4 protein-coding genes are annotated in these 20,337 nt (G+C 71.3%); 2 read left to right on the top strand and 2 right to left on the bottom strand.

Annotated features, from left to right (window positions below; all coding sequences use genetic code 11):
* Positions 1–87 precede the first annotated feature (87 nt).
* Positions 88–5,994: a TIR domain-containing protein gene (locus OG286_RS32060; RefSeq protein ID WP_405365946.1), complete on the bottom strand. Its 5,907-nt coding sequence runs from the start codon at positions 5,992–5,994 to the stop codon at positions 88–90.
* Positions 5,995–6,140: 146 nt separating this feature from the next.
* Between OG286_RS32060 and OG286_RS32055 the strand changes: the two genes are divergently transcribed.
* Complete coding sequence (locus OG286_RS32055; RefSeq protein ID WP_396325557.1) at positions 6,141–7,343, top strand: SLC13 family permease; 1,203 nt, start codon at positions 6,141–6,143, stop codon at positions 7,341–7,343.
* A 657-nt stretch (positions 7,344–8,000) separates the two neighbouring features.
* Here OG286_RS32055 and OG286_RS32050 read toward each other — a convergent pair.
* On the bottom strand, positions 8,001–11,696 hold the full coding sequence (locus OG286_RS32050; RefSeq protein ID WP_396325558.1) for a ricin-type beta-trefoil lectin domain protein: 3,696 nt from the start codon (positions 11,694–11,696) through the stop codon (positions 8,001–8,003).
* Positions 11,697–12,158: 462 nt separating this feature from the next.
* Between OG286_RS32050 and OG286_RS32045 the strand changes: the two genes are divergently transcribed.
* Positions 12,159–20,333: a polymorphic toxin-type HINT domain-containing protein gene (locus tag OG286_RS32045; protein ID WP_405365945.1), complete on the top strand. Its 8,175-nt coding sequence runs from the start codon at positions 12,159–12,161 to the stop codon at positions 20,331–20,333.
* The last annotated feature ends 4 nt before the right edge of the window (positions 20,334–20,337 follow it).

Genomic DNA, 20,337 nt, shown 5'->3' with positions numbered 1-20,337 from the left:
GCCGCGGCCGACCCCCGCCCGGCCCGGCGGCGCGCCCGATGTCAACGGACGCGCCGCCGGGCCGGGTCGTCGTGTTCCGCCGTCACCTCACAACTCCGCCTCGGGCGGCAGCCGGTGGACGCCCGGGAGGTGGGTGTCCAGCTCGCCCGGCTCGAAGCGGCACATGCCGATCGCGTGCCAGAACTCGCCGACCACGTCGCCCTCGTACTTGTAGGCGCCGGAGGGCAGCAGCGCCGCCCAGCCGTCGGGGGCGCCGAGGAGGGTGGCCCTGGGGGTGGGCAGGCCGGTGGCGGGGACGTTCCAGAGGCGGACGGTGCCGTCCTCGCCGCCGCTGGCGAGCAGGGAGCCGTCGGGGCTGAAGGTGACGGCCAGGATCCGGCCGGTGTGGCCGCGGAGCCGGCCGGCGTCGCGGCCGGTGTGAGGGTCCCAGAGCCGGACGACGCGGTCGTCGCCGGCGGTGGCGAGCAGCGGGCGCCGGGGGTGGACGGCGGCGGTCCAGAGCCGGCCGACGTGACCGCCGAGGCGGTGGCGGGCGGTGCCGTCGGCCCAGATCACGGCGTCGCCGTCCCAGGAGGCGCTGGCCAGCCAGGCGCTGTCGGCCGCGAACGCCACCGCGTACACCCGGTCGTGGTGGCCTTCGAGCCGGGTCTCTATCCGGCCGGCCGCGATGTCCCAGATCCGGACCCGGCTGTCGTCGCAGCCGGTCGCGAGCCGCCGACCGTCCGGGCTGAAGGCGATGGAGCGGACCCTGCCGCGGTGTTCCCGCAGGGTGGCGACGTGGGCGCCGGTACTGCGGTACCAGATGCGGACGGTGTCGTCGTCGTTGGCGGTGGCGACGAGGACGCCGTCGGTGCTGAACGCCTCGGCCCAGACGTGTTCGGTCTCGACGTCCATCTCGCGCAGGTACTCGCCGGTGCGGGCGTTCCACAGGTAGAGGTCGCCGTCGTTGCTGGCGGTGGCGATCAGCGGGCCTTCGGGGCTGAACTGGGCGGAGACCAGCCGGCTGCTGCGGGCGGCGAGCTCCCTGGCCCGGCGGCCGGTGGCGGGCTCCCAGAGGCGGACGACACCGTCGTTGCCGCCGGCCGCGAGGAGCGTGCCGTCGCCGTTGAAGGAGAGCGAGCCGATCCGCCGGCCGTGGCCGCGCAGCAGCAGCCGGCTGCGGCCGGAGCCGGGCTCCCAGAGCCGGACGGCGCCGTCGTTGCCGCCGGTCACCAGCAGTGCCTCCGCGTCCGGACCGGCCGGTCCGCCGGCCGCCCCGCCGTCCGGACCGGCGACCGGACGGTCCGCCGGCCTGAACCGGCAGACCCAGACCGAGCCCCGGTGCTCGGGCGGCTGGCGGCGCAGCGGCGTCACCTCGCGGCCGCCGCTGCCGCTGCCGCTCCTGGTCACGGGGCCGACCCGCCAGACCCGGACCACGCCGTCGCTGTCACCGGCCGCGAGCCGGGTGCCGTCGGCGTCGAAGGCCACCTGGTAGACCGCCCCGGTGCAGCCCTCCAGCCGGCCCGCGGCCGTCCCGTCGAGCGGGTTCCAGAGCTGGACCCGGCCCTCGGTGTCGCCGCTGGCGAGCAGGTCGCCGTCGGGGTGGAAGGCCAGCGTGTAGACGCGGCCGCCGTGGCCTTCGAGGGTGTGCAGGAGCCGGCGCCGGCGGACGTCCCAGAGCCGGACGGTGCCGCCGCGCTCGCCGTCCACGCCGCCGTCACCGGTGGCCAGGACCGTGCCGTCCGGGCTGTACCGGGCCCGGTACACCGCTCCCCGGTGGCCGGGGAGTTCGGCGATCATCCGGCCGCTGCCGGTGGACCAGAGCCGGACCGCGCCGGCGCGGTCACCGGTGACGAGCTGGGAGCCGTCGGGGCTGAACACCGCCGTGTACACGGGTGCGGCGTGGCCGGGGAGGCTGTGCAGCAGCCGGCCGGCGGCGGTGTCCCAGAGGGTGACGGTGCCCTCGGCGTCGCCGGTGGCGAGCAGGGCGCCGCCGGCCCCGAGCGAGACCGGCCAGACGCCGCCGGGGTGGACGTCGAGGCGGTGGCGGCACTCTCCGGAGACCGGGTCCCAGAGCCGGACGGTGCCGTCGGCGCTGCCGGTGGCCAGCACGTCACCGGCGAACTTGACGGCGTAGACGCGGCCGATGTGGTCCTTGAGGGTGCGCAGCGCGACGCCGGTGACGGCGTCGCAGACCAGCACGGAGCCGTCGTCGCTGCCGACGGCGAGGAGCTGGCCGTCGACGCTGAAGGCGACGGGCTCGGGCAGCCGGGTGGTGCGGACGTCGAAGCCGTAGGGGACGCCGACCTCGGAGGGGCGGAACCCGGCCTCGACGGGCAGGCCGGGGGCGATCGCGGCGGCGCGCAGTTCGGGGGCGGCGAGCACCCGGGCGTCGGTGACGGCGGAGATCAGGGCGGCGCGCTGCCAGCGGCTGCCGCGCAGGCGGGCGCCGCGCAGGTCGGTGCGGATGAGCCGGGCGCCGCGCAGGTCGGCGTCGCGCAGGTCGGCGCCGGTGAGGTCGGCGGCGTCGAGCCGGGCGCCGACCAGGCGGGCGCCACGCAGTGAGGCGCCGGCGAGGTTGGCGCCGAGCAGCCGGGCGTCGGTGAGGTCGGCCCGGGCGAGGTCCACGCCGGAGAGGTCCCGGTGGGAGAGGTCCTCGCCGGCCAGGGCGGCGCCGCGCAGGTCGGTGTGGGCGGGGACGCGGAGCCGGGCCAGCACCTTGACGGCGTTGGACCGCGCGGCCTCCTCGGAGCCGGCGGAGTCCGCGGCGCCGTCCAGGACGGACTGGGCCCACTCCTGGCAGACCTGGTGGTCGGCCAGGTCGCAGAGGAACTCGACGGCGAGCCGGCTCAGCGGGCGCCGGGCGAGCAGCTCCGGCTCGCCCGCGCCGAGGCCGGCCGCGGCGGCGCGGGCGACCAGCCACTCCACCACCGAGCCGTGGATGAACTGGAACATGCCCTCGTCGGAGCGGACCAGCAGCGAGCCGGATCCGACCGCGTGGGCGAGCTGCGGGGTGGGCAGCCCGGTGCCCGCCAGGTCGGCCAGCACCCCGGCGATGTCGAGCAGTTCGTCGTACGGCATGGCGCCCCGGCCGCTCTCCCAGAGCCGCAGTGCGAGCAGGGTGACGGCCGCCCAGAGGTGGTCGAGGCCGAGGCCGGGCGCGGCGCCCGGCCCGCCCTGGCCGCGCTGCTCCTCGAACCGCAGCCAGGCGGTGAAGACCTCCTGGTAGAGGCCGGCGGCGCTGAGTGCCCGGCCGGCGCCGGCCACGGCCCGCAGCCGGTCGTGGTCGAGGTCGGCGACGAAGCTGAGCAGCCGGGGGTTGCGGCAGAGGGCGAGGAGGTCGGGGATGGCCTCCAGCAGCCGCATCCGGCGGTCGGCGGCGGTCTCGTCGCCGTAGCGGTTGACCAGGTAGCCGCGGATCTGGGCGGTGGTGAAGTCCTGGACGGCGAGCAGCCGCCGCTGCGGGAGCAGGCCGACCCGCTCGCCGAGCGCGGTGAGCACCTGCTCCTGGGAGCTGAAGTGCTGGGTGCGGCTGCTGACCACGATCTTGGCGTTGTCGACGGCCGCGTCGAGCAGCACCTGGAGGTGGTCGGCGGCCCGTTCGTAGCTGACCCGGTTGAGGAGTTCGTCGAAGCCGTCGAAGAGCAGGACGATGCGGCCCTGGCGGAGCATGTAGCGGAAGGCCCGCAGGTCGATGGTGTCGATGCCGTGCGCGGTCAGGTGGGCGGCCACCAGACCGTCGAAGGAGTGCGCCTTGTCGAGCGCGCTGAGCTCGATGAACAGCGGTGTCAGGTGCGGGAGTTCGGCGGGGATTCGGCGGGCGAGCTCGCGCAGGGCGAAGGTCTTGCCGTGGCCGAAGTCGCCGAGCAGCAGCAGGAACCGGCCGTGGTCGGACTCCAGCAGCCGGAGCATCTCGTCCACCAGGCCCTCGCGTTCGGCGCCGCCGGGGCGTTCGGCGTCGCGGTAGCGCTGCGGGAGGTAGAGGCCGGGCTGGTACTGGCCGTCGGTGCTCAGCCGCTCGCTCTGGGCGGCGACGTAACCGCTCAGGTCGAGCAGGCCCTGGAACTCGATGAAGCTGCGCAGCCGCACGCCGCGCCGGCGGGCCCGGTCGCGCAGCTCGCGCGGGGGCGGCGGGCCGTCGTGGACGAGTTCGGCGTCGGGGGCGGTGCCGGCGGCGTGCACGGCGTCGACGAAGCGGTCGACGTCCTCGGCGGTGGGCGTGGAGACGCAGACGGCGACGCGCTGTTGGCGGACGAAGCCCGATTCCGTCCAGGTGACGAAGAGTTGGGGCGGGGCGCCGGCGACGGTGCGGATCTGGGCGCCCTCGTGGCGGGTCCGGCAGACTTCGGCGACCCGGGCGAGCAGGGTGTCGGCCGGGGAGGCCAGCTCCCGGGCCTCCCGTTCGGGTTCGGCGGGCGGCAGGGCGGCAGCCGGCGGCGCCGGAGGGGCGGGCGGTTCGGCCGTGTCCGGCGGCGGTGGGAAGGCCCGGTGGGCCCGGCGCCAGGAGGCGGGCGTCCGCTGGAGTTCGGCGCCCGGGGCGGGCCAGCGGGTGAGGCCGTCGCGGGTGAGCCGGAGCAGCTGGTGGGTGCCGGGGCCGTCGGCGCCGGCGACGCTGACCTCGCCGGTACCGGTGGAGAGCGTCCGGACCGCCGGCCGGGAGTCGGCCGGGCCGTGCAGCAGCAGGTGCAGCCGGGGCGCGGTGAGCCGGGTGAACCGGTCGAGGTCGCGCAGCGGTTCGGCGTCCTGGCCGGCCCGGGCCGACCGGGCGCCGGCGGGCCGGGCGGTGACCGGGTGGCGCAGCGCGCCGATCCGCAGCCAGCCGTCGTTCTCGTACGGGCGCAGCGCCTGGGCGAACCAGGCGGCCTGTTCGGGGCCGAGCCAGCCGTACCGGTCGTCGGCGCGGTGGCTGTACGCCATCGAGGAGTTGAGGCCGGCGACGACGGTGCCGAGCTCGGGCACGGGGAAGAGCGTCCACGGCTGGGCGCTGTCGAAGACGACGTCCAGGCCCTGGTAGAACTCCTGGAACAGCCGGGCGTAGTGGCGCCACTTGGGCCAGTACGGCGGGGTGGGCCGCAGTTCGTCGGCCTCGCAGGTGCTGAAGTAGGCGCGCGACGCGGCTTGGCTGACGTCCTGCCCGCCGGGCACGATGGCCACCCGGTGCGGTTCCAGGCCGAGCAGCGAGCGGATCCCGGTGAGGAAGGCGAGCGCCTGCTCGCACTCGCGGGGGCTGCCGGAGGCGGTCAGGTCGCCGGTGACGACGACCAGTTCGGGAGCGGGGGCACCGGCGTCGGCCAGCTCCACGAGGTCGCCCCAGATGGCGGCCTGGAGGTCGACCGGGTCGCTGCCGCGGCCGAAGGACGGGCCCGCCAGGTGCAGCACCGACACCCCCTCGCGGCCGCCTTCGCGGCCGCCGGCCGACGGGTACTCGGGCGGTGCGGAGGGCCTGCGCCGGCCGGGCCAGCCGGTGCCGCCGACCGGCCGGGGCGCGGGCACCTGCGACTGCGCCTGCCCCGGGACGGCGGGCGCCCCGGCGGAGCCGCCCGGGTAGCCGGGCCGCAGGTCGGGCCGGGCCCGGCCCTCCATGGCCTGGCCGACCCGGGCGAGCAGCAGCTGCCGGGCCCGTGCGGGCTCGGCGACGCCCGCCAGGTCGATGTAGGTGAGGGTGGCGAGCAGGCCGTCCACCGGGATGTCCTCGATCCGGACGGTCAGCAGCCGGCGTTCGGGGGCGTCCGGGTCGGAGCGCAGGGCGGCCTGCCACTCCATCCGCCCGTACCGGGAGCGCTCGTAGTTGCGGGAGAGCAGGGCGATGGTGGCGGCGGACTCGGTGACGCCGCGGTCCATGAAGTCCACGAAGTTGGTCCCGGGGACGAAGTCCCAGGCCTGGAGGAAGGCGCGGTAGCCGGCCTCCTCCAGCGTCCAGGCGATCCAGGCCGCCCACCGCTCGTCCGCCGGCGAGTAGCTGATGAAGAAGTCGATCGGCCCGGGGCCACCCGGGGTCGCGTCCAAAGCCCCCATGGGAGAGAGCTTATGACCGATCGGGGGCCGGTAAACCCGGTTCGGCCCGGTCGTTCGTACCGTTCCGGCCCGGCCGGGCGGCCCGGCTCCGCCCCGCTCCCACCCCGGTCTCGACGTGAGAACAACCGTGTGCGACCCTGGCGGGCGTGCTTGCCTACTGGCCCACTGTCAGACGTCTCCACCCCCTGGACTGGGTGGCCGCGGCGCTGCTCACCTGCGGGCTGCTCTTCCTCGCCACCGGTCTGCTCCCGGCGGCGTCGGCGAGCGCGGCGGTCTCCCGGGTCGCACCGCTGCTCGCCTTCCTCGGCACGGTCATCGTGCTGGCCGAACTCACCAGCGCCGCCGAGGTGTTCGACGTGGTCGCGGCGGGCGTGGCGCGGGCCGGGCGGGGCAGCTACGCCGCGCTGTTCCTGCTCTGCGTGGCCTTCGCGGCCGTCACCACGATGACCCTCAACCTGGACACCACCGCCGTCCTGCTCACCCCGGTGATGCTGGCCCTCGCCACGCGGGTGGGCATCGCACCGCTGCCGCTGGCGATGACCACGGTCTGGCTGGCCAACACCGCGAGCCTGCTGCTGCCGGTGTCCAACCTGACCAATCTGCTGGCCGCCGAGCGGGTCGCGCTCTCCCCCGCCGGGCTGGCCCGGGTGATGTGGGCGCCGCAGCTGGCCGCCCTGCTGGCGACGATGGCCTGCCTCTGGGGCTTCTACTGGCGGCGCGGCCGCCGGGGCGCCGCCGACTACACGCCGCCGCCCGCCCACCGGCCGGGCGACCTGGTGCTGTTCCGGGTCTGCGGGCTGGCCTGCGCCGGGTTCCTGATGGCGACGCTGCTGACCGGCCTGCCGCTCTGGGTGGCCTCGGGCGCGGCCGCCCTGGTGGCGGTGGCCGCCTTCGCCGTCCGGCGGCCGGAGGCGCTGCGGGCCTCGCTGGTGCCGTGGCGGCTGCTGGTGATGGTGCCGGGGATGTTCCTGGTGGTGCAGACGGTCGACGCGCACGGGCTGCACCGGGTGCTGGACGCGGCGGTGGGGACGGACGGCGGGGTGCTCGGGATGTTCCGTGCCTCGGCGGTCGGCGCGGGCCTGTCCAACCTGCTCAACAACCTGCCCGTCTACCTGGCCGGGGAGGCCGCGGTGCCGGTCGCCAACCACCAGCAGCTGCTCTCGCTGCTGATCGGCACCAACATCGGCCCGCTGATCACACCGTGGGCCTCGCTGGCCACCCTGCTCTGGTACGAGCGGTGCCGCTCGGCCGGCCTGCGGGTGCCGCTGCGGGGCGTGGCCGGGACGAGCGCCGTGCTCGCCGTGGGCGGTGTGCTGCTGGCCACGTCGGCGCTCGCGCTCACGGCGTAGCCGGGCCGGCGAGGGCCCGGGCCGCCGTCGGGCGGCACCGGCCCCGCGACGGCCGCCTGCTGCTCCGGCCGCCGCGACCGCGAGCAGGCCCGGCGGGCAGGCACCCGGCGGGCAGGTCGACCAGGCCGTCCGGCTCCTGGAGAACCCGTCGGCGGCACGCGGCGCGCTCGTCGCCCGGAACCTCAACCGTCCAGCCGGCGGACACGGCGTGGACCGCCAGGCGGTGTTGCAGGCCGCCGCCTGTCACCGCCACAGGCGCGCGTGCGGTCTCCAACAGCGGACTCAGGAAGCGTCCTGGGTAGTCATGGCGGCCCGGACGGCACGTGTACGTTCGGCAAGTGCCGGGAGGTCGACGGTGGCTTCGGTGGCTTTGACATCGACGACGCTGCCGAGGGGCGTGACACCCTCCGGTGCCACGGCATGGGGGCGTTGTCCGCTTCAGCCCAGCGCGACCGCAGGCGGTCGGCTGCGGTCTCGGGTTCGGTGGGCGCAGCCGGGGTTGCAGAGGCGTCGGGGGCAGGCTCGGTGCTGGTCATGGTTCTCGCTTGGCTTCACGGGTGGTGGTCAGGAGTGTGCGGGGTGGGGCTCCTGGCATCAGCCAGGGCCCACCCCGCGAATGGTGCTATGTCACGTGCACATCACTACAGGTTGCTGGGGTCAGGGGGTGCGCTCGGGGCTGAGCGTCCACTGCTGGTTGCTCTGGAGACTCGGGCAGTTCCAGATTCCGAGGCGGGTGCCCTGTTCGGTAGCCCAGCCCGGCAGTTCGAGGCACCGCCCGCCGGTGTGGTCCGCGTCCACGGTTGCGGGAAGGTAGATGCGGCCATCGGGGCGGACGTTCCATTTCTGGCCGGTTTTGTCGTCACAGGTGGAGAGAATGACGCGGGTGCCGTCGAGGAGTGCGTTGTCCTTGGTCGACAAGCAGTAGCTGCCGGCCCGGACGGTGCCGTCGGAGGCGAAGTTGAAGCGCTGGCTGGCGGTCTGCCAGCAGCCGTAGACGGCTATGTCCGCTCCGTTGCGGGGCCCGCCTTCGGCGTCGGCGCAGAGCCCGGTGAGGTTGGAGCGGACGGAGACGCTGGCGTCGGCGTAGCCGAGGAGGGTCATCGGGGTGAAGCCGTCGACCTTGTTGGCGGTGCCGCTGCTGCTCTTGCCGGGGTAGACGGTGATGGCGTTGTTGTTGTCGATGGCCCAGGCGTCGGGGAGGCCGTCGTTGTTGAGGTCCGCCGCGCCGACCCGGGGCTGGGCCGCGGTGGTCCAGTCGGCTCCGGAGAGGATCAGGAATCCGGTGTCGGGGTGGGTGAGAGCGGAGTAGTCGACGCTTCCGTCGATGTTCCATCCGAGGGCGTAGGCGTAGAGGTTGCCGTTGGTGCGGTGCCGGGCCCAGATAGTGGTCTGGTTGACAGGCGAGGATCCGGCCTTGGGGCTGGTGGTCGTGCCGTTGGCGGCTCCCGGGTTGAGGAGTTCGTAGTCGGTCCAGCTTCCGGTCAGGGTGGGGATGAGTGTTGCCGCGTCCTTGAGGTTGTTGCTGGTTGCGTTTGGCTGGAAGAGGTAGAGGCTGGGGCCCTTTGTGTCGTCGTCCGTCTCCAGGGTGAGGATGGAGGTCTGGGACATCATGATCTTGTGGTTCGGATCATGGGCATCCCCGCCGATGGCCTCGCCTTCCGGGCTGCCAATGGCCACGGCCTGGGAGACGTTGCGCCATACACTGCTGGTGTACTTGGGGCAGCCGGCCCCGGTGGCGTAGGTCGCGCAGGTCTTCGGGCGGTCGAGTGGAGTGGGCTGGTCTTCGTCGAAGTGGCCCGTGCCGTTGTTGTGGACCAGGTAGAGGACATCCTTGAGGTTGGATGCCGTGTCCTTGGTGTAGTGGGCGATGATCTGGTCGACGGCCTGTTCGGATGCCAGGGCGCCGTGGTGGCTGATCTGGAAGTCCGGCCAGGTGGTGTTGTGTTCCCTGCTGCCGGGTGCTGAGACCGCCGTGGCGGCGCGGGAGCTGGCGGGGTCGGAGGTGCCCCCGATGACGCGCAGGTCGCCAGTCTTGTCAGTGGTGAGGATGTCGGGCTTCTGGTCGTTGTCGATGTCGCCGAAGAGGGGCTGGGTGCCGGGCCTCCAGGGGACGTAGAAGTTGTAGACGGCCGGCTGGCTGTAGTTGCCGGCGATGTCCATGGCCTGGGCGTAGAGGGTGTTGATGCCCCACTGGCGCGGTTTGTAGGCGTAGGAGCCGTCTTCGGGCGACCAGGTCTCACCCTTCTTGCACTGCCAGCCGACGACGGGGGTGGGGTCGGTGCTCAGGCGTACGCAGGCGATGCCGGAGGCCTGCAGGCCCTGGCCGGGCGCCGGGTCTTCGGCGTTGATGCTGAACGTCCCCGGGTCGTTCATGTACTTGACGGGGTTGGGGTTGGGAGTGCCGGCGGGCGGGAAGTCGGTGGAGCTGATGCTGACGCGCGGGTTGGTCCGGTCGACGCGGAAGTAGCACCAAGCGCTGTTGGGCGAGGTGAGGATCGTGTCGGTGGAGCGGGCGAGCCAGCCGTACTGGTGTCCGTCGGACAGTGAACCGACCGGGACGGAGGGCGCCGGGTTGTTGTAGGAGCCACCCCAGCTCCCCTGCTCGATACGGAAGTTGGGGTCGTTGTCGTCCCACATGATGTAGCCGGTGTAGAGGGACTGCCCGGCCGGGGAGTAGCTGCTGGCGGTGAGGTACATGTTCAGGTTGTTGCCGACCCAGCCGGGGTTGTCCCAGGGGTGGGCGCCACCGCTGTTGCACTCGGCCGTCGTCCCGGCGTTGGCGAAGCCGGGCGCGGGGCTGGTGTGCGGGTACCAGACGGTGGGGGTGATGTCGTAGGTGGTGACGACGCCCGGGTTGCTGGCGATGGCGTGGCGGTAGAGCTTCTCCCACTCATTAGCGCGGGGGGCGATCGCGATGGTCCACGTCGGCCAGGTGCCGGCCGCTGCCTGCTTCATGATGTCGGTGGCGTCGATGGCCAGCGGACCGATGCCGGTGATGGTCTGGCCGCCGACGAAGGAGCAGCCCTCCATGACGACGTTCCCGTTCGTGCCACAAGGCTGCGCATCCCAGGTTGTGCCTTCCCCGATTCCGTGTGGGGCCCAGTAGACGCCGAGCTCGGTCTGGGTACTGGGGCTGGAGGCGCCGGTAACGTCACCGTAGAGCGTGGAGGTGAACACGGTGGGCGGGTACTCGGCGCCGGACACCTTGGTGTAGATCGCCGGGTTGATCTTGAACTGGAAGTAGGCGCGCTGGCGGCCGAGGGGGTTGCAGTCCAGCTTCGGATCACTGCTTCGGTAGCCGCAGTAGCCGGTGGAGAGGCTGGATTTCTTGTTGAAGTTCGGCGCGCCCGGGTGGTTCTCCTGGACCTCGACCGAGCCCTCGACGGAGCTGGTGACCGCGGTGAGCGTGGGGTCCAGGTACCAGGGCCCGGTGCCCGATGCGAGCGCGTTCTGGTCCGGGGCCAGTTCGATCGCACCGCCGGAGACCTTGCTGCCGATCAGCGCCACGTTCGCACCGTCTCCGGGCGCCTCGGCGGTTGACGGTGCGCCGGCGGTCGGCTGCGGGTCAGCGGCCGGGGCCGCTGCAGGTGCGGCGAGCTTGGCACTCTTGGGCGCCGCGGTGGAAGGGTCGGTCGCCGGGCGGGAGGAGTCCCACTGCAGCGGCGCGGGCGAGCGGAAGCGCACGGAGCCGCTGCCGTCCTTGACGTCGATGAGCCCGTGATCGTCGGAGGTTACCGTGAGCCCTTGGGCCGTGATCGGGAAGCGCAGGTTCTTGAGTGCCGGGTTGGTGGCGGCTTGCGGAGTGTGGACGACGATGACGTCGCGCCAGCCGCCGACCGGCAGTGCGGTCAGCTGGAGGTCGACCTCGGGCAGGACGTTCGCGTAGGTCGCGGTCGCGCCGTTCAGCACCGGCTTGGGGAGGGCGAACGGCGCGCCGACGGACAGTGTCTTGCCGTCCGCGGTGGAGACGGTGGCCATCGGACTGCTGCCGCCGCCGGAGAACGCGATCGGAATGCTTGTGACGGCCGGGCTGACGGTGCCGTTCACGTTGGGCTTCAGGGTGACATCGAGGTCGGTCCACGCGTTGTCGCGCTTGGTGCGAACCGGCTGGGCGTTGTCGGTGGTGGTGAGAGTCCCGTTGGGGTTCGCGATGGTCTTCGACGCTTCGTCGGTCAACGCGTCGACGACGACCGGCCGGCCGGTCGACTTGGCCTTGGCGATGGAGTCGATCACAGCCTGCTGGGCCGGGGTGCGCGATGGTGCGGGCGAGGGCGCCGCGAGCGGCGGCACGCCTCCGACCGGCCCGTGGGCCGGCGGCGGGGTGTCGGCTGCGACGGCGGCCGGTATCCCCAAGAGGCCGATACTCAGGGCGCAGCTCGCTCCGAGCGCGGTCAGCCGGGTGAGGCGTCGGCGTGGGGATGGTGGTGGCGGTGTGGGCGCAATAGGGGCCGAAATGGCGGACATGTCGATTGTGTGCCCTTCCCGGATTGGAGACCTTGTCATCGGGTGACGTTCGGGTCGGAACGATGGGCCCTGACGTGCGGAGAGGTCAAACGGGTTGACGTCCTGTCCGAACATGCCCGGAAGCGCCGGATCGGTTGATCAAGAGTTCATAAACATCTCATGCACGGTGGTCGAACAACCTGGCGGCGCAGCCGGACGATCACCTATCGTCACCTCGATCATGGGACAAGTCTGTCCATATGACGTTGTGTCGACAACGATTGAGGTGCTCTCTCAGTGGGGCTTTGGCCTGCCCGCAAACGGGCTGGGAAAGAAGCAGGGGGCCACTGGCGGTCACCTGCGGTGGCGGCCGTGGTCGCCTTGGCAATGACGGGAGTCGCCGTCCCGCCGGCAGCGGCATGGACGTTCCCCGAGCCGCAGGGGAAGGTCTGGACACCCCCGAACGCGCCGCTGGGCGGCGACACCGTCCCGGTCACGGGCCACGACCTCAAGGTGCCCCCGGCCCAGCCCGCGGCCAAGCCGGCCGCGCAGCCGTCGAAGGTCGCGAAACCGGTGGTCACTGGCACCGAGACGGTCACGCTCGGAGCCGACAGCGCCGAGGCGAAGGCCGCGCGCTCCGCGACCGGCGGTGCCTCGCCCGCCTCGGGCGGGGGGACCGGCACCAAGGCCGGCGCCCTGGCGGTGCAGGTCGCACCCGGGACCGGCACGGGCGAAAGCGCCCACACGGTCACCGTCCAGGTGACGGGCCAGGACAAGGCCAAGGCGGCCGGGGTCACCACGCCGGTCATCGCTCTATCCGACGCCGAGACGCCGTCCCCCGCCGGCGGCCGCACGGCGACGGTGACGCTGGACCTCGATGCCCTGCAGGCCTCGGGCTGGTCCGATCGTGCCGTTCTCGTCGCTCTGCCGGCCTGTGCGCTGACGACCCCGGAACGGCCCGAGTGCCGCACCCAGACGCCGGTCCCCTCCAAGCCCGATGGCGACGGCAAGATCACCGCTGACGTCGCCCTGCCTCCTGCGGCCGCCCTCCCGGCTGGCTCGGGCCAGACCGGCACTGTGAAGGCCGCGTTCGCCGCAGGCAGCGCACCCTCCCAACCGGCAGGCAGCAGCCCGACCCAGGCGCTCCTGCTCGCCTCCGTGCCCGCGCCGAACGGCCCCCTGGGCAACTACGCCGCGACCCCGCTCTCGCCCTCCGCGGCGTGGAGCTCGGGAGCGAACATGGGGAACTTCACCTACAACTACCCCATCCAGGTCCCGCCGTCCCTCGGCGGCGCTGCCCCGGCCGTGGGCCTGAGCTACAACTCGGCCGCAGTCGACGGCAGGACCTCGTCGACGAACTCCCAGCCGTCGTGGATCGGAGACGGCTGGGACTACGAACCCGGCTACATCGAGCGCTCCTACCGCGGCTGCGACAAGGCCGGAGTCCCCGGCTCCGCCGACCAGTGCTGGGGCGGCCAGAACGCCACCCTCTCCCTCGGCGGCCACTCCGGAACGATCGTGCGGGACGACAAAACCGGCGGCTGGCACCTGCAAAACGACGACGGCTCCAAGGTCGAACAGCTCACCGGCGCTCCGAGGGCCACCGGTGACACCGACTACCGGGACATGGAGTACTGGCGGATCACCACCCCGGACGGAATCCAGTACTACTTCGGCCGCAACCACCTTCCCGACGGCGACGGGACCGACCCGGCCGCCAACTCCGTCCTGACCACGCCGGTCTACTCACCGAACAGCGGCGACCCCTGCTACACCCCGGCGTCCGGAAGCGGCTCGTGGTGCCAGATGGCCTGGCGCTGGCAGCTCGACTACGTGGTCGACACCCATGGCAATCTGACCACCTACAAGTACGCGACCGAGGCGAACAAGTACGGTCGCGGCAGAGTGCAGAACGGCGGCACCGGCACCGCCACGGACTACCAGCGGGCCGGCTACGTCAAGGAGATCGGCTACGGCCTGCGCCTGGACGAGCAGAAGGCCGCCAGGGGAGCCCTCAACCCTGCGGCGAAGGTCCTCTTCACCGAGGAGGAACGCTGCGATTCCGCGCTGACGCCCAGTTGCACCGCCGACCAGCGCACCGGCCACCCCCTCGCCTGGCCGGACGTTCCGGTCGACCAGATATGCGTCGACAGCTCCTGCGTGAACTCGGCGCCGACGTTCTTCACCACCAAGCGCCTCGACAAGATCTCCACCCAGGTCCTGGTGAACTCCGCCTACCGCACCGTCGACACGTGGCAGCTGAACCAGTCCCTCGCCTACCCCGGTGACAACACCAGCCGCCTGCTCCAGCTGGACTCGATCCAGCGCACCCCGAGCAACGGGCAGACGGCGATCACGGACTTCCCCGCGGTGAAGTTCAGCTACGAGATGCGGTCCAACCGTGTCGACGGTCTCGTCCCGGCGCAGAAGATGTTCATGCGCCCGCGCGTCAGGGAGATCAACACCGAGACCGGCGGTCGGATCAATGTCCTTTACAACAAATATCCTGAGTGCTCACGCAACGCCAATCGCATGCCTGCGTCCGAAGACAGCAACACGATGGCCTGCATGCCGGTCAAGTGGTACCTGCCTGCTCTGCCCGGACAACCCCCGGCGGCCCCGGTCAACGACTGGTTCGACAAACCCCGCGTCGAGACCGTCACCGAGCAGGACACCCTCGGTGCGTCTGCCACCGCCAAGATCACGGAGTACACCTACGACTCGCGCGGTGTTGCCTGGCACCGCAACGACGCCGAGTTCGTCGACCCCAAGACCCGAACCTGGGACCAGTACCGGGGCTACCAGTCGGTGACCACCACCACTGGCGGCGCCTTCACCGGTGAGGCGCCGAAAACCCAGCAGAAGGTCACCTACCTGCGCGGCATGGACGGCGACTACCTCGCCAACGGCACGACCCGTGACAACGTGCAGGTGGCCAGCCCCCTCGGCGGATCCGTCCCCGACAGTGACTGGCGAAGCGGGCAGGTCCTCGCCACCGAGGTGTTCGACAAGGTGAACGGCACCGTCCAGACAGTGTCCGGACGCCTCGTCACCCCCGACCCCGACGACAAGCAGATCAGCGCCACCCACGCGCAGAGCGCCGGCGCCGCGAAGATCTACGCCCGCTACGCGGACTCCCAGGTGAGCACGGTCTCGAGGGTAACGCTCGCCAACGGCAGCCCTCGCACCGCCACCATCACCACCTTCACCGAGCCCGCGCTCGGCAACCGCGTCACCAAGGTCGACGACAAGGGCGACGGCACCGCAGCCACCCCCGAGACCTGCTCAATCACCAACTACATCAGCAGCAACAACAGCGACAACAAACAACTGCTCGACCTCGCCTCAGAGCGGGTCACCGTCCAGGGCGCCTGCGGATCCGCCCCACCCGTCCCCACGGCCGCCAACACGATCTCCGGCAGCCGCATACTCTACGACAGCAAGGCCTTCGGCCATGCCGGCACAATCGGCGACCCGACCAGCAGCCAGGTCCTCGACCACTTCGACCAGAGCGGCAACCCCGTCTACGTCCACAGCGGCAATGCGACGTTCGATAGCTACGGGCGGAGCCTGACAACCGCGACCACGGACGGATCGACCTACGACCGCGACGGCGCGCAGCTGAGCGGACCGTCGGTCACCCCCGCCGTCACGACGGTCGTCCTCAGCCCCGCCTCCGGCGCTCTGCCCACCGAAATTCGGACGACCGGTCCGATGGGGCCCGACTGGACCACCACTGTCACACAGGACCCGGCCCGCGGTTCACCGCTGACCAGTAAGGACATCAACGGCCGCATCACCACGGCGCAGTACGACGCCCTCGGCCGGATCACCAAGGTGTGGGCGCCGGACCGGCCCACCAGTGGCCTGCCGAGCAAGAAGTTCAGCTATGCCGTCACGGGCGACAAGCCGTCCGCCGTCACGACCGAATCGCTCAACGACGACGCCGTCACATACTCCGCCAGCATCGAACTCTTCGACGGCCTGGGCCGGCCCCGCCAGACGCAGAGCACCAGCCCTGCCCGTCCGACCGGGCGGCTGATCACCGACACCGTCTACGACTCGCACGGCTGGGCCATCAAGACCAACGCCCCGTACTACGAGGCGAGTTCGTTTCCGAACCAGTCGGTCTTCGTGGCAACGGCCAATGGCGATGTGCAGGACGGCCAGATCCCCAGTCAGACGGAAGCGTTCTACGACGGGATGGGCCGCGTCGTCCGTTCGGACTTCCGTTCCTACGCCAAGGTCCAGTGGTCCACCACCACGGCATACCCGGGCGTGGACCGCACCGACGTCACACCGCCCGCCGGCGCGACACCGACCTCGACCGTGACCGACGCCCGAGGCCGCACCACCGCCGCCTGGCAGTACCGCGGCGCCACCGCCACCGGAAACCCCGCCGACGCGGACATCACCACCTACGGCTACACGACGAGCGGCCTCGCCTCCCGGCGCACCGACAGCAGCGGCAACAGCTGGACCTATGAGTACGACCTGCGCGGAAGGCAGGTCTCCGCATCCGACCCGGACACGGGCATCACCCGCACGTTCTACGACGCCAACTCACGCATCGACCACACCACCGACGCCGGCGGCAGCACCCTCGCCTACACCTACGACCTGCTCGGCCGTAAGACCGGCCTGTACAACGGGAGCGTCGCCCCCGCCAACCGACTGGCGATGTGGACGTACGACACCCTCGTCAACGGCCAGCTGACCTCCTCCACCCGCTACATCGGTGGAGAGAACGGCGCGCCCTACACAAAGGCTGTGACCCGCTACGACGACCTCTACCGGCCACTCGGCACATCCGTCACCATCCCCGAACCCGACAGCAAGAACTGGCCCGGCCTGGTCCCTGACAACGAGAAAGCGCTGGGCAGCACCTATACCACGACCAACACGTACCGGCCTGTCCTCGGGGCCTTGAGCCAGGTCGACATCCCCGCCGCAGGAGGACTGCCGGCCGAGTCCATCGGCTACCAGTACACAAACTCCGGCCTGCTCAAATTCTCCAACAGCAGCCTCGGTACGCCGATCGCGACTCAGGTGAAGTACGACGCGCTCGGCAGGCCCGTCAGCACCACCGCGGGCAAGTACAGCAAGCAGGTGGTCTCCCTCCAGCAGTACGACTGGGCCACCGGGCGGGTCATCAACAACTTCACCTACCGCCAGACCGGCACCGACTCCGTCGACCAGACGAGCTACACCTACGCTCCGTCCGGCCGGATCACGTCCGTCACCAACCTGCAGAACGCGAGCGCCCGCGACACCCAGTGCTACACGTACGACTACCTCGGGCGCCTCAACCGGGCCTGGACCGACACCGGGGGTACCCACACCACCGCCGACTGGACCGACAGCGACGGCGTCAAGCAGGGAACCGGGAGCTCCGACAAGGTGCCCGGCGTCGGGGGCTGTGACAACGCCGCCGGACCGGCCACTACCGAATCCGGTACCTACACCGTCGGCGGCCCGTCACCGTACTGGCAGGACTACACCTACGACGCCACCGGCAACCGCACCAGCCTCACCCAGCACGGGACAACGTCCTCGACACCGCTGGACACCGCCCGGATCACCCAGGTCGCGAGCGCCTCGGACGGCACCCGGACCTGGTCGGTCGCCCTCGCGAACGGCGCGCTGTGGCTCGGGTCCCAGGCGAAGGACGGAACGTCCTCGCCGTACACCGACCTGATGGCACAGGTCGGCGCGCTGCCCGCCGTCACCGCGGTCTCCGCCGCGGTGAGCAACGGCCAGCTCCAGGTCATGGCCGTCGCCGACGGCAAGATCTGGCACACCGTCCGCAAGTCCGACGGGAACTGGCAGAGGTGGGGCGACGTATTCAGCGTCGTCGGATCCCTCTCCCAGCCCAGCCAGCTCGCGCTGACCGCCACCGCCTCCGGCCTAGAGGTCCTCACCTTCTCGGGCGGCAAGCTCTGGCACACCCTGCGCAAGCCCGACGGGAACTGGCAGCAACAGGGCTGGGGCGACGTCTACAGCGTCGTCGGCCCGCTGTCCTCCGCCGGACAGATCGCCGCATCCGCCACCGCCTCCGGCCTGGAGATCATGGTCGGCGCCAGTGGCAAGCTCTGGCACACCGTCCGCAAGCCCGACGGGAACTGGCAGGCACAGGGCTGGGGCGACGTCTACAGCGTCACCGGCACCCTGAGCGGGGCGCAGACCGGCCAAGGCCAGCTCGCCCTCGCCAACACCGACGATGGCCTCCAGGTCGTCGCGCTCGCCCAGGGCAAGCCCTGGCACGTCGTGCGCGACAGCGCCGGGTCCTGGTCCCAGTGGGGAGACGTCACGGGCGCGGCCGGCCAGATAGCCCCGCTCAGCACGGTCGGTGCGGCCGGCTCCGGCGCAGACCTCAAGGTCCTCGTCGCAGGCAGCGGAAAGATCAACCAGACCACCCGCGACGGCACCACCAAGAACTGGTCGGCCTGGTCCACGGTCGCGACAGGCAGCGGCGCAAGCAGCACCACGCAGACCTTCCGGCCCATGGGGAGCACCAACACCCCCACCACCGCGCCCAACACCGGCGGCGGAACCGGCGGGCCCCACGCCCTGCTCACCTCCACCACCAGCACGCCCAGTGGCCCCAAGGCCGTCGGCTACCAGTACGACGCCAGGGGCAACACCACCGCCATCACCGACACCGGCGGCACCACCACCCTCGACTGGAACAGCGAGAACAAACTCAGCTCCCTCAACCGAACCGGCCAGGCCGGCGCCACCACCTACCTCTACGACGCCGACGGCAACCCGCTCATCCGCCGAAACCCCGGCAAGACCACCCTGTTCCTGCCCACCGACGAACTCACCCTCGACACCGCCACCGGCTCCATGAGCAACGTGCGCTCCATCGGCGCACCCGGCGGTCTCACCTACACCCGCGTCACCGCCCCCATCGGCGGCGGCAGCGTCCTATTCCAGGCCGCTGATCCCCACGGTACCAGCGGCGTGCAGATCAACACCGACGCCGCCCAAACGGTCACCCGCCGGGACACCGACCCCTTCGGCAACCCCCGCGGCACCCAGCCCGCCACCACCGACTGGGCCGGCGCCAAGGGCTTCGTCGGTGGAACCAAGGACGACACCACCGGACTCACCAACCTCGGAGCCCGCCAGTACAACCCCACCACCGGCCGCTTCATCAACCCCGACCCCATCCTCGACGCCGCCAACCCACAACAGTGGAACGGCTACGCCTACAGCGAGAACGACCCCGTCAACCTCAGTGACCCCAGCGGCCTCAAATCCGAGGAATGCGGCACGCTCTACCAGTGCGGGTCCGCCGGAACCATCACCACGTCCAACGCCGCAGAAACCACCGCGACTTACACCTCCTCCGCCACCCAGCAGCGCTACTACGAGCAGACCCTGTCCGCCACGCTGGGCCCCGTCGCGCAGCGCAACTGGATTCGGGACCAGAAGGGCAAGAACAACGCCTCGATGTGGGGCTGGGACAACGGCGTCAAGAAGAAGTCCGGACTGCAGAAGGCCACGGAACTCGCCGAGGCCGTCAGCGTCATCCCCGGACTCGGCGTCGTCGGCGATGCAGCCACCACCGTGCTTCACGCCGCACAGGGACAATGGGGAGAGGTCGGTTGGGACCTCGTCGGATTCGTCCCCGTCGGAGGCGACTCCGCCAAGGCACTGCATCTCAAGAACAAGGCCGACAACCTCCTCGAAGAGGCCGCCCGCGCGTGCGGAAAGAACAGCTTCCCGCCCGACACCCTTGTCCTGATGGCCGATGGAAGCACCAAGCAGATCGGTGAGATCAAGTCCGGCGACGCCGTCACCGCAACCGATCCGCAAACCGGCCAGACATCGGGCAAGCCGGTCACGGCCAAAATCGTGACTCCGGACGACACCCGGTTCACCGAACTGACTCTCACTGTTCCCGGCGAAGCGGGCGGGGCCCAGTCCAAGACGACCCTGGTGTCGACCGCCCACCACCCCTACTGGGACGACACCGCCCGCCGCTGGACCAACGCCGAAGCAGTCGAGCCGGGCCACCAACTCGCCACCACCGACGGCGGCACAGCAGTCGTCCTCGCCACCCGCACCTACACCACCCAGCCTCAGGAAGCCCACAACCTCACCGTCGCCGACCTCCACACGTACTATGTGCTGGCGGGTGCTATGCCGGTCCTGGTGCATAACTGCAATGATCCTCTCCAGGACTATGCTGATTCGTTGCGGCCGGGAGCCACGAAGAAGGGCCCCCACGTTGCAGCGGAATACACCTCTCCTTCTGGTCAGACCTACTACGGCCATAACGGTCACGGCATGTCGCCGCAAGCTGGTGGAGATCTTGAGCGAGCGATCCAGGAGTCAGGACATCATGGCGGCTGCGCGGAGGTAATGTGCTTGATCCAAGCCGAAACTGCCGAAGGTGCAGGTGCCATTAGGGGAGGGTCCATGAGGGCCGTTCGAGTGCGCGGTCTCCGGTCCGAGGGGAATGCGCACGGGACGCCCATCGATCCCTGTCCGAATGCGTGCACGCCGCTGCTTAGAATCCTTGGAATCAACGAGTGACCTG

Origin of the sequence: Kitasatospora sp. NBC_00039 (genome assembly GCF_045160625.1) — a bacterium.
Classification (GTDB): Bacteria; Actinomycetota; Actinomycetes; order Streptomycetales; family Streptomycetaceae; genus Kitasatospora.
Note: the sequence above shows the minus strand (reverse complement) of the source record. Positions and strands in the feature narration are given on the sequence as shown.

What these genes read in the sequence shown, in the direction of transcription:
- OG286_RS32060 (WP_405365946.1), bottom strand. Translation starts at nt 5,994, where the DNA reads ATGGGGGCTTTGGACGCGACCCCGGGTGGCCCCGGGCCGATCGACTTC.